This is a genomic window from Pseudomonas putida (assembly GCF_003228315.1).
In the GTDB taxonomy this organism is placed as follows: domain Bacteria; phylum Pseudomonadota; class Gammaproteobacteria; order Pseudomonadales; family Pseudomonadaceae; genus Aquipseudomonas; species Aquipseudomonas putida_S.
The window spans coordinates 4,130,100-4,143,320 of sequence record NZ_CP029693.1 but is presented as its reverse complement, the minus strand read 5'-3'; the positions used below and the strand labels follow the sequence as shown (position 1 = coordinate 4,143,320).

The 13,221-nt window shown below is 58.8% G+C and carries 18 protein-coding genes; 9 read left to right on the top strand and 9 right to left on the bottom strand.

Annotation, left to right across the window (positions count from 1 at the left end; all coding sequences use genetic code 11):
- Window positions 1-118: 118 nt before the first annotated feature.
- Entirely contained in the window at window positions 119-1,177 is a 1,059-nt protein-coding gene (locus tag DKY63_RS19430) for a PA0069 family radical SAM protein (RefSeq protein ID WP_110965564.1), read from the bottom strand.
- Window positions 1,178-1,375: 198 nt separating this feature from the next.
- On the opposite strand from DKY63_RS19430, the gene DKY63_RS19425 reads away from it, so the two are divergent.
- A complete protein-coding gene (locus DKY63_RS19425; RefSeq protein ID WP_110965563.1) occupies window positions 1,376-1,678 on the top strand; it encodes a hypothetical protein in 303 nt (100 codons plus the stop codon).
- Window positions 1,679-1,905: 227 nt separating this feature from the next.
- A complete protein-coding gene (locus tag DKY63_RS19420; protein ID WP_110965562.1) occupies window positions 1,906-2,553 on the top strand; it encodes a dual specificity protein phosphatase family protein in 648 nt (215 codons plus the stop codon).
- A gap of 45 nt (window positions 2,554-2,598) precedes the next feature.
- Here DKY63_RS19420 and DKY63_RS19415 read toward each other — a convergent pair whose 3' ends face one another.
- Together DKY63_RS19415 and prlC are read right to left on the bottom strand one after the other, a co-directional pair.
- Window positions 2,599-2,886, bottom strand: coding sequence for a YheV family putative zinc ribbon protein (locus DKY63_RS19415; RefSeq protein ID WP_110965561.1), 288 nt, complete (start codon window positions 2,884-2,886; stop codon window positions 2,599-2,601).
- Window positions 2,883-4,961, bottom strand: a complete 2,079-nt coding sequence (prlC, locus tag DKY63_RS19410) for an oligopeptidase A (RefSeq protein WP_162634912.1) — start codon at window positions 4,959-4,961, stop codon at window positions 2,883-2,885. The genes DKY63_RS19415 and prlC overlap by 4 nt, the downstream gene beginning before the upstream one ends.
- A 62-nt stretch (window positions 4,962-5,023) precedes the next feature.
- On the opposite strand from prlC, the gene DKY63_RS19405 reads away from it, so the two are divergent.
- From DKY63_RS19405 to DKY63_RS19395, 3 genes are all read left to right on the top strand, one after another.
- The gene (locus DKY63_RS19405) at window positions 5,024-5,569 is read left to right on the top strand and encodes a gamma carbonic anhydrase family protein (protein WP_110965560.1); all 546 of its coding nucleotides are present in this window, start codon (window positions 5,024-5,026) and stop codon (window positions 5,567-5,569) included.
- Between the two features lie 27 nt (window positions 5,570-5,596).
- Window positions 5,597-6,250, top strand: coding sequence for an HAD family hydrolase (locus tag DKY63_RS19400; RefSeq protein ID WP_110965559.1), 654 nt, complete (start codon window positions 5,597-5,599; stop codon window positions 6,248-6,250).
- A gap of 192 nt (window positions 6,251-6,442) precedes the next feature.
- Window positions 6,443-6,901 (top strand): REP-associated tyrosine transposase, encoded by a 459-nt coding sequence (locus DKY63_RS19395; RefSeq protein WP_110965558.1) that lies wholly within the window; start codon window positions 6,443-6,445, stop codon window positions 6,899-6,901.
- Between the two features lie 127 nt (window positions 6,902-7,028).
- Here the strand turns inward: DKY63_RS19395 and DKY63_RS19390 are convergent, their stop codons facing one another.
- On the bottom strand, window positions 7,029-8,120 hold the full coding sequence (locus DKY63_RS19390; protein WP_110965557.1) for an aminopeptidase: 1,092 nt from the start codon (window positions 8,118-8,120) through the stop codon (window positions 7,029-7,031).
- Window positions 8,121-8,179: 59 nt separating this feature from the next.
- Here DKY63_RS19390 and DKY63_RS19385 point away from each other — a divergent pair, with 59 nt between their 5' ends.
- Complete coding sequence (locus tag DKY63_RS19385) at window positions 8,180-8,602, top strand: hypothetical protein (RefSeq protein ID WP_110965556.1); 423 nt, start codon at window positions 8,180-8,182, stop codon at window positions 8,600-8,602.
- Window positions 8,603-8,642: 40 nt separating this feature from the next.
- Complete coding sequence (locus DKY63_RS19380; RefSeq protein WP_110965555.1) at window positions 8,643-9,062, top strand: hypothetical protein; 420 nt, start codon at window positions 8,643-8,645, stop codon at window positions 9,060-9,062.
- 5 nt (window positions 9,063-9,067) lie between these two features.
- Here the strand turns inward: DKY63_RS19380 and DKY63_RS19375 are convergent, their stop codons facing one another.
- Entirely contained in the window at window positions 9,068-9,301 is a 234-nt protein-coding gene (locus DKY63_RS19375; protein ID WP_110965554.1) for a DUF1161 domain-containing protein, read from the bottom strand.
- Between the two features lie 180 nt (window positions 9,302-9,481).
- A complete protein-coding gene (locus DKY63_RS19370; RefSeq protein WP_110965553.1) occupies window positions 9,482-9,913 on the bottom strand; it encodes an OsmC family protein in 432 nt (143 codons plus the stop codon).
- A 241-nt stretch (window positions 9,914-10,154) separates the two neighbouring features.
- Between DKY63_RS19370 and DKY63_RS19365 the strand changes: the two genes are divergently transcribed.
- The gene (locus DKY63_RS19365; protein ID WP_110965552.1) at window positions 10,155-11,156 is read left to right on the top strand and encodes an LLM class flavin-dependent oxidoreductase; all 1,002 of its coding nucleotides are present in this window, start codon (window positions 10,155-10,157) and stop codon (window positions 11,154-11,156) included.
- Window positions 11,157-11,287: 131 nt separating this feature from the next.
- Here DKY63_RS19365 and DKY63_RS19360 read toward each other — a convergent pair whose 3' ends face one another.
- Window positions 11,288-11,509: a DUF1161 domain-containing protein gene (locus DKY63_RS19360; protein WP_110965551.1), complete on the bottom strand. Its 222-nt coding sequence runs from the start codon at window positions 11,507-11,509 to the stop codon at window positions 11,288-11,290.
- A 121-nt stretch (window positions 11,510-11,630) separates the two neighbouring features.
- Window positions 11,631-11,846 (bottom strand): dodecin, encoded by a 216-nt coding sequence (locus DKY63_RS19355; protein WP_110965550.1) that lies wholly within the window; start codon window positions 11,844-11,846, stop codon window positions 11,631-11,633.
- A gap of 155 nt (window positions 11,847-12,001) precedes the next feature.
- Here DKY63_RS19355 and DKY63_RS19350 point away from each other — a divergent pair, with 155 nt between their 5' ends.
- Window positions 12,002-12,328, top strand: coding sequence for a DUF883 family protein (locus tag DKY63_RS19350; protein ID WP_110965549.1), 327 nt, complete (start codon window positions 12,002-12,004; stop codon window positions 12,326-12,328).
- Here DKY63_RS19350 and DKY63_RS19345 read toward each other — a convergent pair.
- Complete coding sequence (locus DKY63_RS19345) at window positions 12,325-13,218, bottom strand: LysR family transcriptional regulator (RefSeq protein ID WP_110965548.1); 894 nt, start codon at window positions 13,216-13,218, stop codon at window positions 12,325-12,327. The two genes, DKY63_RS19350 and DKY63_RS19345, sit on opposite strands and share 4 nt — an antisense overlap.
- Window positions 13,219-13,221: the final 3 nt, after the last annotated feature.

Genomic DNA, 13,221 nt, shown 5'->3' with positions numbered 1-13,221 from the left:
ACCAAATCTTAACTCAAACTGAATCAAAGGCTCTGGACCGTGTGTTCCAGGTCACAAAAACGTGACCAGCCTGACGATTTCGCCTGTTTCCCCGTCCTCAAACATAGGCCAATTGTCCTCAAATCAATGACATTTGGCGACCGGGCGGACAGAAGGCGTCGCAGTCCAGGTTGAAACCTTCCCGGTGATTGAGCCCCAGGCGCTTGATGGCTTTGGTGAAACGTTGCGCCAGCAGGTCGGCAAACGGCCCTTCGCCACGCATCCGCGCGCCAAAGCGACTGTCGTACAGCTCACCGCCCCGGCTTTGGCGAATCAGGCTCAGGACATGCGCGGCCCGCTGTGGGTAGTGGGCGGCCAGCCATTCCTCGAACAGCGGTGCCACTTCCAGCGGCAGGCGCAACATCATATAGGCGGCGCTTTGCGCTCCGGCGGCATGGGCTTCGGTGAGCAGGCTTTCGAGCTCGCTGTCGTTGATCATCGGAATCATCGGCGAGCACAGCACGCCCACCGGAATCCCCGCGTCGCGCATCACCCGAATCGCCCGCAACCGGGCCTTTGGCGCCGCGGCGCGGGGTTCGAGGATGCGTTTGAGTTCGTCATCCAGCGAAGTCAGGCTGATCATCACCGCCACCAGCCTGTGCCGGGCCAGTTCGGTGAGCAGATCCAGATCACGCAGAATCAGCGAACCCTTGGTGACGATGGTGACCGGATGCCGGTATCGCAGCAGCACTTCGAGGGTTTGTCGGGTGAGTTTGTATTCGCGCTCGATCGGCTGATAAGGATCAGTGTTGGAGCCGAGGTTGATCGGCGCGCATTGATAACCGCGTTTGGACAGCTGCTGTTCGAGCACGTCCACGGCGTTGGTCTTGGCAATCAGCCGGGTTTCGAAGTCCAGCCCTGGTGACATGTCCCAATAGGCATGGCTGGGGCGTGCGTAGCAATAAATGCAGCCATGCTCGCAGCCACGATAAGGGTTGATCGAACGATCGAAAGGCAGGTCCGGCGAGTTGTTGCGGGTGATGATGGTCTTTGCCGTCTCGATTTGTACCTCGGTGCCCTGGGTCATTGGCACTTCCTGGTACCAGCCGTCGTCCTCGGCCACCGAGCGGTTGGGGGCGAAGCGATTGTGCGGGTTGGTCGCGGTGCCGCGCCCGCGAGGAGGCAGTGGGGTAGCCATCGTTGCGATCCTTTGGCTGTATGGGTATACAGTATCCGAGGTTCGACAGTCAGGCCAGTGCCGTTCGGCACCCGGAGCATTCGCACTAATACTCATGTCACGGCGGGAAACATATGGCCCGCCGTGTCCCGCTATTTCATCAGTACCATCTTCAATACACGAATTGGTCGTGTGCTCATTATTAAAAGGATTTAAATAATGTCGACTTACAATCAGCGCGGTGTGTTTCTACAGTTATTACGTCCAGGCCCCACTAATCCAAAAGAAGTCAGAGTATCCATGCAGTTCGCTCTCAAGGAAGAAGGTTACGACCCGGTAAACCGTGAAGTCACCTGTGCCCTGCTCGACTCGACCCTGCGCGAGGCGGTGTCGAACGATGGCGGCGTCACCTTCACAATAAAGGCTACTTCAGATGTGGATGGCGATGGCGATATCGATTTGCAGGACAAGGCGGTATTGATGGGGTTGGCGAAAGCTTATTCGAAGATCATTAATCCCTGATTCATCCAAAGTATCGCGTGCACTCTAATAGTTGAATTCACGTAACCCGGAACATAAGAACGGCACGAAACTTTCGTGCCGTTCTTGCATTTGACTTATATATTTTGAAATAAGAACAAACTGAAAATCCTGCAATTCACGATTCTTTGACAGTCACCTCACAGGCTCTTAACCAGCAAAACGCGAGACTGTGCCCACTCATTCACATTTCCCGGGGTCGTCCGAGCATGCGCTTACCGCGTCTTTCACCTGCGGCATTACTGTTGTCACTGGTTGCGCTTTTCAATCTGTCTCTTGCCCACGCCGATGACACCGCTGCGACCCGTCCAGCGGAATGGGCGCAGCCGGTCGAAGCGCAATACAATCTGTTCCAGATGTCGCCGACGCTGTACCGCAGCGCGCTGCCTGACAGTGCCGCGGTGCCGTTGCTGGAAAAGCTCAAGGTCGCAACCGTCATCAACTTTCTGCCCGAATCGGATTCGCGCTGGTTATCCAAGCCCGATATCACCCAGGTGCAACTGCCCTATCGCACCAATCATGTGGATGACGCCGACGTGCTGAAGGCATTGCGTGCGATTCAGGAGGCCGAAACCAAGGGCCCGGTGCTGATGCATTGCAAGCACGGCTCTGACCGCACAGGCCTGATGGCGGCGATGTATCGGGTTGTGATCCAGGGCTGGAGCAAGGAAGAGGCCTTGAGCGAAATGACCCGAGGTGGTTTCGGTGAAAGCGGTCACTTCAAGGACGGCGTGCGTTACATGATGCAGGCCGATGTCGAAAAGCTTCGCACTGCATTGGTCAATGGTGATTGCAGCACCAGCCCGTTCGCGGCGTGTTCAATGAAGAGCTGGTTCCAGTCGGCTCACGTGCAGTGATGACACCTTCCACTGCGTTGCGCAGTGGAAGGTGATTCTGACCGCTTATTGGGGGTCGTCAGGCTTCTTTTTCAGTTTCGGGTTGGGGAAAAACTGCACCGCCTGAACCTTTGCATCCGCCACTTTCACCGCCGGTGTATTGACCCGCGTGCCCAACTCCTTGGGCACGGACAGGCCTTGTTCATTCAGCGTGTCGGAGTAACCGCAGGCGACGCACTCGCGATGGGGGACGTTGTCTTCGCTCCACATCATCAATTTGTCCGGCTCGCTGCAGGCCGGGCACACCGCACCGGCGATAAAGCGTCGTTTGGTAATCACAGGACCCTCACTCATGCTGCGACGCCTTCACTCAGGCCGCTGTGGCGCAAGAGTGCGTCAATCGACGGCTCACGGCCACGGAAGTCGACGAACAGCACCATCGGTTCCTGGGAGCCGCCTCGTGCCAGGATCGCCTCGCGGAACGCGCGACCGGTGTCGGCATTGAGCACGCCTTCTTCCTCGAACTTCGAGAACGCATCGGCCGACAACACTTCCGCCCATTTGTAGCTGTAGTAACCGGCCGCATAACCGCCAGCGAAAATGTGCGCGAAGCTGTTGGGGAAACGGTTGTAGGCCGGCGGACGCATCACCGAAACCTCGTCACGCACACCTTCGAGCACTTGCAGCACGCTGCGGCCATCGCCGTGGGTGGCGTGCAGTTCGAAGTCGAACAGCGAGAACTCCAACTGGCGGACCATCATCAGGCCGGACTGGAAGTTTTTCGCCGCGAGCATTTTTTGCAGCAGGTCCTGAGGTAGAGGCTCGCCGGTTTCGTAGTGACCGGAAATCAGCGCCAGGCCTTCGGGCTCCCAGCACCAGTTTTCCATGAACTGGCTCGGCAGCTCGACCGCATCCCAGGCCACGCCGTTGATGCCGGAGACGCCGGCATGTTCGACACGGGTCAGCAGGTGATGCAGACCGTGGCCGAACTCGTGGAACAGGGTGGTGACTTCATCGTGGGTCAGCAGCGCAGGCTTGCCGCTGTCGGCCGGGGTGAAGTTGCACACCAGGTTGGCCACCGGGCTTTGCAGTACACCTTCTGCGGTGCGACGACGATCGCGAGCGCCATCCATCCAGGCGCCGCCGCGCTTGTTGGCGCGGGCATAGAGGTCGAAGAAGAAGCGGCCGACGTGCTGGCCGTTTTCCTTGATTTCGAACAGGCGAACATCCGGATGCCAAGTGTCGAAGCCTTTCTGCTCGGCGATCTCGATGCCGTACAGGCGCTGGACGATGGCGAACAGGCCGCTCAGCACTTTATCGATCGGGAAGTAGGCGCGCAGGGCTTCCTGGGCAACGCTGTAACGCTGCTCGCGGAGTTTCTCGCCGTAGAAACCACTGTCCCAGCTTTGCAGGTCAGGGCAGCCCTGTTCGGCGGCATATGCCTTGAGCTGTTCCAGGTCCTGGGCCGCGAACGGCTTGCTGCGCTTGGCCAGATCGCGCAGGAAACTCAGCACCTGATCGCTGGATTCGGCCATTTTGGTGGCCAGGCTCAACTCCGAGAAACTGGCGAAGCCCAGCAGTTTGGCCAACTCCTGACGCAGGTCGAGGATTTCTTCCATGACCGGGCCGTTGTCGTTCTGGCCGGCATTCGGGCCTTGGTCCGACGCACGGGTGCAGTAGGCGGCATAGACTTCCTCGCGCAGGGCACGGTCCTGGGCGTAGGTCATCACCGCGTAGTAGCTCGGGAATTCCAGGGTGATCAGCCAGCCGTCGAGGCCCTTGGCCTGGGCCGCGGCAGCCATCTGCGCCTTGGCCGAATCGGTCAGGCCGGCAAGGGCGGCTTCGTCGGTGATGTGTTTGGTCCAGGCCTGGGTCGCGTCCAGCAACTGGTTGGAGAAGCGGCTGCCCAGCTCGGACAGCTTGCTTTGCACTTCGGCGTAGCGCTTCTGTTCGGCTTCCGGCAGGTCGATGCCCGACAGGCGGAAATCGCGCAGGGCATGTTCCAGGATGGTTTTCTGCGCCACATCGAAACCGGCGGCTTCAGGGCTGCTGGTCAGGGCTTCATAGGCCTGGAACAGCTCACGGTTCTGGCCCATCTCGGTGGAGTAAGCGCTCAGGGCCGGCAGGCAGGATTCATAGGCTTCGCGCAACTCGGCGCTGTTGCACACGGCATTCAAGTGGCTGACCGGGCTCCATGCAGCGCCCAGGCGATCATTGAGTTCGTCCATCGCCAGCACCAGGCCGGCCCAGGTCGGTTGTTTGCCCTGGGTCTTGAGGATCTCGATAATGGCGGCGCGGTTGTCGGCCAGGATCTGCTCGATGGCCGGTTGCACGTGTTCGGCACGGATCGCGGAGAACGGCGGCAGGTCGTAGGACTGCAAAAGAGGGTTGTTCACGCTCACGGTTGACACCTTGGCTGGAAGAAACATGCAGCCATCTTAATTACAATCGGCACTCACCGCAGCTATCAGCGACAGAGAGAGAACCTATCGTGTCCCTTCGCAAGTATCAGAACCACACGCCGTTGCTTGGCAACGGCGCTTTTGTCGACAGCTCGGCCGTGGTGATCGGCGACGTCGAGATCGGCGAGGACAGCTCGGTCTGGCCATTGACCGTGATTCGTGGCGACATGCACCGCATCCGCATTGGTGCGCGCACCAGCGTGCAGGACGGTTGCGTGCTGCACATCACCCACGCCGGGCCGTTCAATCCCGAGGGTTTCCCGCTGCTGATCGGCGATGACGTGACCATTGCCCACAAGGTCATGTTGCATGGCTGCACCGTCGGCAGCCGGGTGTTGATCGGCATGGGCAGCATCGTCATGGACGGTGCGGTGGTCGCCGATGATGTGATCATCGGCGCCGGCAGCCTGGTGCCGCCGGGCAAGCGCCTGGAAAGCGGTTTCCTCTACGTGGGCAGCCCGGTGAAACAGATCCGGCCGCTGACGGACAAGGAACAGGCGTTTTTCACCTACAGCGCGGCGAACTACGTGAAGCTCAAGGATCTGCATCTGGCCGAAGGCTACGACCATATCTGACTTCGACGCTCTTATTCAGGATTCGACATGCACTACCAAACCATTCTGTTCGACCTCGATGGCACCCTGACCGACCCGCGCGAAGGCATTACCCGTTCGATTCAGTTCGCCTTGAGCAAGCTGGGCATCGAAGAGCCCGACCTGACCAAGCTCGAGCACTTCATCGGGCCACCGTTGCTGCAGGCCTTCATGCAGTTCTATGACTTCGACGAGGCCAAGGCCTGGGAGGCGGTGAATTTCTACCGCGAACGCTTCAAGGTCACCGGGCTGTACGAGAACCGTTTGTTCGACGGTGTCATGCCGCTGTTGGAAACCCTGGGCGGGCAAGGTCGACAGCTGTACATCGCGACCTCGAAACCGTGGGTCTTCGCCCGGGAAATCGCCCGGCATTTCGACTTCGCCAAGCATTTCAAAGTGATCTACGGCAGCGAACTGGACGGCACCCGGACCAACAAGGTCGAGCTGATTGCTCACTTGATGGCCGAAGAAGACCTGGACCCGACGGACACCCTGATGATCGGCGACCGCAAGCACGACCTGATTGGCGCCCGCAGCAATGGGCTGGATGCGGCGGCGGTGGGGTACGGGTTTGGCAGTCGGGAAGAACTCAGCGCTGAATCGCCGGCTTATCATTTCGAAACGCTGAAGGAGATGCATCAGGCGTTTTTGCGGCGCACTTGAGATCGCATCGCGGGCAAGCCTTGCTCCCACAGATTAGTGTCGTTCGAGGCATTTCGTACAACCGGAGCCCTGTGGGAGCAAGGCTTGCCCGCGATGGCGTCAGCTCTGACATATCCTGATCCACTGATTAGCTCGGACCCTCCTTCATCGATCTAGCCTGATGAGTCAGGCCATGATCAAGGAGGATCACTCATGACAAGCCAGAATCACTCCCATCGTTTGCGTTCGGGTCGCTACTCGGAGGCGGGACAGATCTATTTGTTGACGGTTGTTGTAAGCAACCGCCAGCCCGTCCTTTCCAGCTTTGAGGCGGGCCGATTGGTTGTCCACGCGTTTCGCAAAGCGCAGCAAGAGCAATCGGCCAATTCATTAGCCTTCGTTGTCATGCCGGATCATTTCCACTGGCTGATCGAACTGAAAAACCTGCCGTTGCGCTCTTTAATGGGGCGCACAAAGTCGCGGACAACGGTTGCGCTCAACCGCTTGCTACAGAGAGAGGGTTCATTGTGGCAGTCGGGATTTCATGATCGCGCCATTCGAAAAGAAGAGGATCTGCAGGCAGTAGCCCGCTACATCGTTGCCAATCCATTGCGTGCGGGACTGGTCGAGAAAGCTGGGGATTATCCATTGTGGGACGCGATTTGGTTGTGATCCTGTACTAGTGAAACCTTAAGGGCGCCATCGCGGGCAAGCCTTGCTCCCACGGATTTGTGTCATTCGAAGCATTGCGTACAACCGGAGCCCTGTGGGAGCAAGGCTTGCCCGCGATGGCATACGCTCAGGCGCCGGAAATAGTGGATGTCGCCAGGGCTTTCAATGCCGTCTTGCGCTGTTCAATCGGCAATGCGCCCATCCGCTCGACTTCCGCGTAGAACCTCACCCAATCCCCATTCACTTGCTTGAATAGTTCTACAAACGCCGGCACCCACTGGTCATAAAGCCCAAATGGCAGCAACCGCGCATTGTTCATTGGCGCATTGATCCACGCGTCGTAACGTTTATCTCCCACCCATTGGCTGTCACGCAGTTGCCGGTACTCGCCACGCAGGCGCTCGAATTCCGCCGCCTTGCGCTGGCGCATCTGTTCAGGTGGCAGAGGCTGGGTGTAAAGCTGTTCAAGTCGGGAGCGGGTGTCGAGAACAAGCTGAGTGAACTGATCCCGGCGCTTTGCCTGGTCGGCATTGTCCGGCGGCAAATTGCGCCAGGTACGCCATTGGCGGGTGCCCTCCTGCTCGACGAACGTGGCAAACGACTCGTTGAACTCCGTGTCGTCCTTCACATAAACACGCTGATGTGCCAGTTCATGAAAGATCAGCGTAGCCAGGCGCTCGTCGCCCCAGTTCATCATCGAACTCATGATTGGATCGTTGAACCAGCCAAGGGTCGAATAGGCCTCGACGCCACCGATGGTCACATCCATGCCCTGCAGGCGTTGCAGCGCTGCTTCGCCACGCGCCGCGCTCTGGCTGTAGTAGCCGCGATAGGCCACGCAGCCGGCGATCGGGAAGCAGTGGTTCTGCGGCTTGAGGGAAAACTCCGGGGTGACGAACACGTTCCAGACCACATAGGGCCGGCCAATATCCGCGTAGAGCCGGTAGCTCTGATTGTCCGGCAGATGCAGTTGCTGGCTGGCGAAGGTCCTGGCCTTTTGCGATTGGCTCAGGTGAGCGCGCAGTTTCTCATCCCGATGGTTATCGGCGATGACCTCTGAAACCGGCTCCCTGGCCCACAGCAATTGCACCTGGCCACTGACCAGCTGGCTGTAGTAGCTGACGGTGGAACAACCGTTGAGTAACAAAAGCAACGCAGCCGGAAACAAAACGCGAAAAACGCGATCAAGTAACCCAAGGCTTGGACACGGCCTCATCAAAATAAAAAATCCCTGGAGAGTCTGTTCGCAAGACTATCCCGCCTGACTGGAGCTCCGCTATGCGCAATTTGATGCTGATGGGAGGCCTGCTGACACTGGCCGGTTGTGCCGGGTTCGGCTTGCCTCATCATGATCCGACGCAAGCATGGATCGATCTGGAATCCCATCAGGAAGATACGGCGCTGCTGGCGCTGGGGGTCGATAACCAGGCGACGACCGATAAACGCTACTTTCAGGTGCAGCCCGGTAGTCATGAGCTCAAGGTTCGCTATCAGTTTCCCGTGCAACCCACCAACATCGGGCCCGACGCCAAGCCGCTGTGGCGCGATTGTCAGATGAACGTGAAATTCAGCGAATTCAACGCCGGGGAGCGTTATCAGCTACAAGCGGGGAATATCGGTTTTCGGCCCTGGGCCAAGCTCTACGATCAGCAGCGCAAAGTGATCGGCCAAGGCACACCGGCTGGCTGCCAACACACCTGATCGGCGCTATTCTGAATACTGGGTATTCAGGACATTCATCATGTGCAGGTTGATGTTGTTGCTCACTGCAATCGCGGTTACCGGTTGTTCGACGCCGATGCCCGCGGCCAACCCAAAAATGGCGTGGGTCGACTTTTCCACGCCATTTCCCAACGACAAGTTGCTGATGGCCGAGCGGCTGGACGGCCAGCGAATGAGAGACGGGCGATATTTTGAGGTGACTCCCGGGAGCCACGAATTGACCGTTCGCTTCGATTTCGAAGTGCCCAGTGGCGGCTCGGATTTGTTCGACGGAGGCACGGAGCGACTGTGCTACATGATCATCAAGTACGACCATTTCGAAGCCGGCCAACGCTATCTGCTACAAGCGCGTTCCATGGCGTTCACCCCCGAAGCTCGCCTGTTCAACGCCCGGCATGAAATCGTCGCCGAAGATCGCCAGACCAACTGCGTGCCCTAGGGCATTCAGCGGTCGTTTTTCTGGTAGATGATTTTCTTGGTGCCGTTTTCGCACGAGCCCACGACCATGTTCTGATCATGCACTTCGCTGTTGCTGACGATCTCCAGGGTGTAGGACGTGACCCCGCGAGCCTGGATCTTTGCTTCGATTTCAGCCTTGAGTTCTTCGCAGGGTTTCGGAGCTGCCATGGCCGAGGTAGCCAATGCGCAGCAGATAACCGTCAAGGCAAAACGTTTCATGGTTGCAGCTCCCTTGAAGCAGCACGCAGGATTCTGCGTTTTGACTGCTGTCATTTATTCGACCACATATTCATGAGCCTTGTTTTGTTACAAGGCAAAAAAAGATCGCAGCCTGTGGCAGCTCCTACATGGGATCGCTTTTCAATGTAGGAGCTGCCGAAGGCTGCGATCTTTTGCTTCTCAGTTCACCAGCGTCGCCTCAAGTGTGATTTTCGCATTCAGCACCTTGGACACCGGGCAACCTTCCTTGGCTTTCTTGCTCAGTTCATCAAACTGCGCCTGGCTGGCACCGGGAATCTTCGCCTTGAGGATCAGCTTCACCGCCGTGATCGCGAAGCCGCCGTCCACCTGGTCCAGGGTGACTTCGGCGTTGGTATCGATACTGTCGGCCTTCAGGCCTGCCTCGCCAAGGATCATGGAAAAGGCCATGGAGAAGCACCCGGCGTGGGCCGCGCCGATCAGTTCTTCCGGATTGGTGCCCTTGCCGCCTTCGAATCGTGCCTTGAAGCCGTAGGGCGCTTCCCTGAGTACGCCGGTTTCGGTGGAAATCGAGCCGATGCCGGTTTTCAGATCACCGGCCCAATGTGCCGATGCCTTCTTGATGATAGCCATGCCTGTCTCCTCGGGATCCGGCGCAAGGTGTTGCGCCTGTGTGATGGTCGGTTACAGGTTTCTGAGGATAGACCGTGGCGCAAAGTTCACTTGATCCGATTGACCTACTTCTTTAGTAGGAAATTTTCCCTCAGCTATTGAAACTCGGGTATATGCCCACATTGCATGAAACACGCTTTTGGATTCGGCAGGTTTTCGTTCGCAAGAAAAAACCTGCGCCCTCAATTGGAGAAGCAGGCTTATGAAACGACTGTCCGACATCAAGTTCTCGACCCTCGACCTCGTGCCCGTCAGAGCAAACGGCAGCGCGGCGCAGTCGCTGCGCAATTCGCTGGACCTTGCGCAACACGTCGAGAAATTCGGCTACAACCGGTTCTGGGTCGCCGAGCACCACAACATGGATGGCATCGCCAGTTCCGCGACATCGGTGTTGCTGGGGTATCTTGCGGGCGGCACGTCGACGATTCGTGTGGGCTCGGGCGGGGTGATGCTGCCCAACCACGCGCCACTGGTCATCGCCGAACAGTTCGGCACCCTTGAAAGCCTGTATCCGGGGCGTATCGACCTTGGCCTGGGACGTGCTCCGGGTTCCGATCAGATGACCGCCCGCGCGTTGCGCCGCGAGCGCTCCGGCAGTGCTGACGATTTCCCGGAAGATGTGGCCGAACTGGTGCGCTACCTGGGTCCGCGCACACCGGACCAGCGTGTCATCGCGATGCCGGGGACCAATACCAATGTGCCGATCTGGTTGCTCGGCTCCAGCCTGTTCAGTGCACAGCTGGCAGGTGAGCGCGGTTTGCCCTACGCCTTCGCCTCACATTTCGCACCGCGCTACATGCATGAAGCGATTCGCGTCTACCGCAATCACTTCAAGCCTTCAGAGGTGCTGGACAAGCCTTACGTGATGCTCGGTGTGCCCTTGGTGGCCGCCGATACCGATGAACAGGCCGACTATCTGGCGACCTCGGTATTCCAGCGCATCCTCGCCCTGATACGCGGCCAGAGCCTGGTGCAGCGTCCACCGGTGGAAACCATGAACGGCCTGTGGTTGCCCCATGAGCGGGAGGCGGTCATGGACTTCCTGGGCCTGGCGATGATTGGCAGTCCGCAGAAAATCCGCGCCAAGCTGGAAGTGCTGATCGCGCAGACCCAAGCCGATGAACTGATTTTCACCTGCGATTTGTATGAACACGCTGATCGCCTGCACTCCTACGAGCTGCTGGCGCAGGTCATGAAAGGCTGAGGTGTGCCCTGCTCACCACTGTAGGAGCGAGCCTGCTCGCGATGGTCGTCAACGATGACACGCACTGTCTGATGCAGCGCGTTGTCCTTGAGACCATCGCGAGCAGGCTCGCTCCTACAGGTATTTGTGATCTAGCGCTTGTAGACGATTTCCTTGGTGCCCTTCTCACAGGTACCGACGACTTTTCCGCCGGCGCTGGCGCCTTTGTCGACGATGTCCAGCGAGTAATTGGAAACACCCTTGGCATCAAGCTTTGCGGCGATCTCGGCTTTGAGCTCTTCGCAGGACTTGCCGTCAGCCATGGCAGTGCCCGCCAGGCATAACAAACCTACCGCCAAAATAAATCTCTTCATCAGTGGCATTCTCTGGTCGGATCAAAAGGGGCATCCGGTCATGGGCCGGATTCACTCATGTAGCGCCTTGCCAATCCCTATGGCACTCGGCCAGCGTGCAAGCTCGGAGGTCGAAAACCGATCAGCTGCTGGCAATCCGGAACCCCACCTTGAGGGTCACCTGGAAATGCGCAGCCTTGCCGTCCTTGATATGTCCCCGGGTTTCGGTCACTTCAAACCATTCCATGTACTTGAGGCTTTTATGGGCCTCGGCCAGAGCGTTGTTGATCGCGTCTTCAATGCTGCTGGTGGACGAGCCAACCAGTTCGACTTTCTTGTAAGTGTGATGGTCAGTCATGGCGTTCTCCTTGGGTTTGCATACAGCCTAGCAGTGATTTTCTGACTTTCTTCTGTCGGTCGATCCCACAGGCAAGTTCACATTTACTGCACTTTCTCGAGCCCCCGAAGTCCCAACCAACACACGCCACTCATCAACAATGCAGGAGAGCCACCATGGCCAACAGCGCGTTACGCAAAGCCTCATTGCAAAGCATGGAAGCGGAAATCGAGAGTCTGCTCAAATCCCTGGAAAGCCTGAAGGACGACGCCTCCGACGAGTCGCGTAGAACCCTCAAGGTCCTCAAGGGCAACGCCGAGAATGCGCTGAGACATTCGCGCCATCTGCTCTCGGATGCCTATGAGGAAGTTAAAGTGAAGACCCGGGAAACCGGAATTGCCACCCGCGATTACGCCCAGGAACATCCCTGGACGACAGCGGGTGTTGCCGTCGGTGCGCTAGGCCTGCTGGCCGCGTACCTGATGTGCAGGCGCGGTGACTAATCCGTCTGGCGCAGTTCGTTTTTCAGCCACTGCGCCAGTTGCCGGGCGCGCCCGTCCGCGGCGCGCTTTGGCAGCCACAATGCCAATTGCGCTGGGGTTTCGCTGAAACCCCAGGGTGCTACCAGTCGACCCGCCTTCAAGTCCTCGGCCACCAGCGGCTCGGGGGCGATGGCCACGCCTAATCCGGCGACGGCCGCCTCCAGCAAGTAATACAAATGTTCAAAGCCCTGACCGTACTTCAACGCCCCGGCGTCGAGGCCGCTTTGTTGTGCCCAACTGGGCCAGGCCTGCGGACGGGAAGTGGTGTGCAGCAATGGTTCACCGAGAAGGGCAGTCGGCGGCGCGTTTCTGAGCCTGTCGTAGCCGACGAAGCGGGGGCTCATGACCGGCCCGATCCGTTCGCTGGCCAGCTCGAACACCTGCATGTCCGCCGGCCAGGGAGGCTCGGCGAACACCAGCAAGGCGTCCAGCCCAGGACGACGGGGGTCGAGATCGCCTTCTCCAGCGGACAGATGCAGGCGCAGATCCGGCAGGTCGGCGTTCAGTCGTCCCAGGCGCGGGATGAACCAGCGGGCCAGCAGGCTGCCCGAGCAGCCCAGTACGAAGGGCGCATCGGCGGTGCTGCGGGAGATATCGGCACAGGCCGTGCGCAGGCGCTCGAAAGCTTCGGCGCTGGCATCACGCAAGCGCATGCCGGCATCTGTGAGTTTGAGGCCGCGACCTTCCTTGGTGAACAGGCTCACGCCGAGGTGTTCTTCCAGCACCTTCAATTGCCGGCTCACCGCGCCATGGGTGACATGCAGCTGTTCGGCAGCCTGACTGACGCTGTTCAATCGGGCAGTGGCTTCGAAGGCACGCAAGGCGTTCAGAGGTGGCAGTTCGTGGCTCATGGT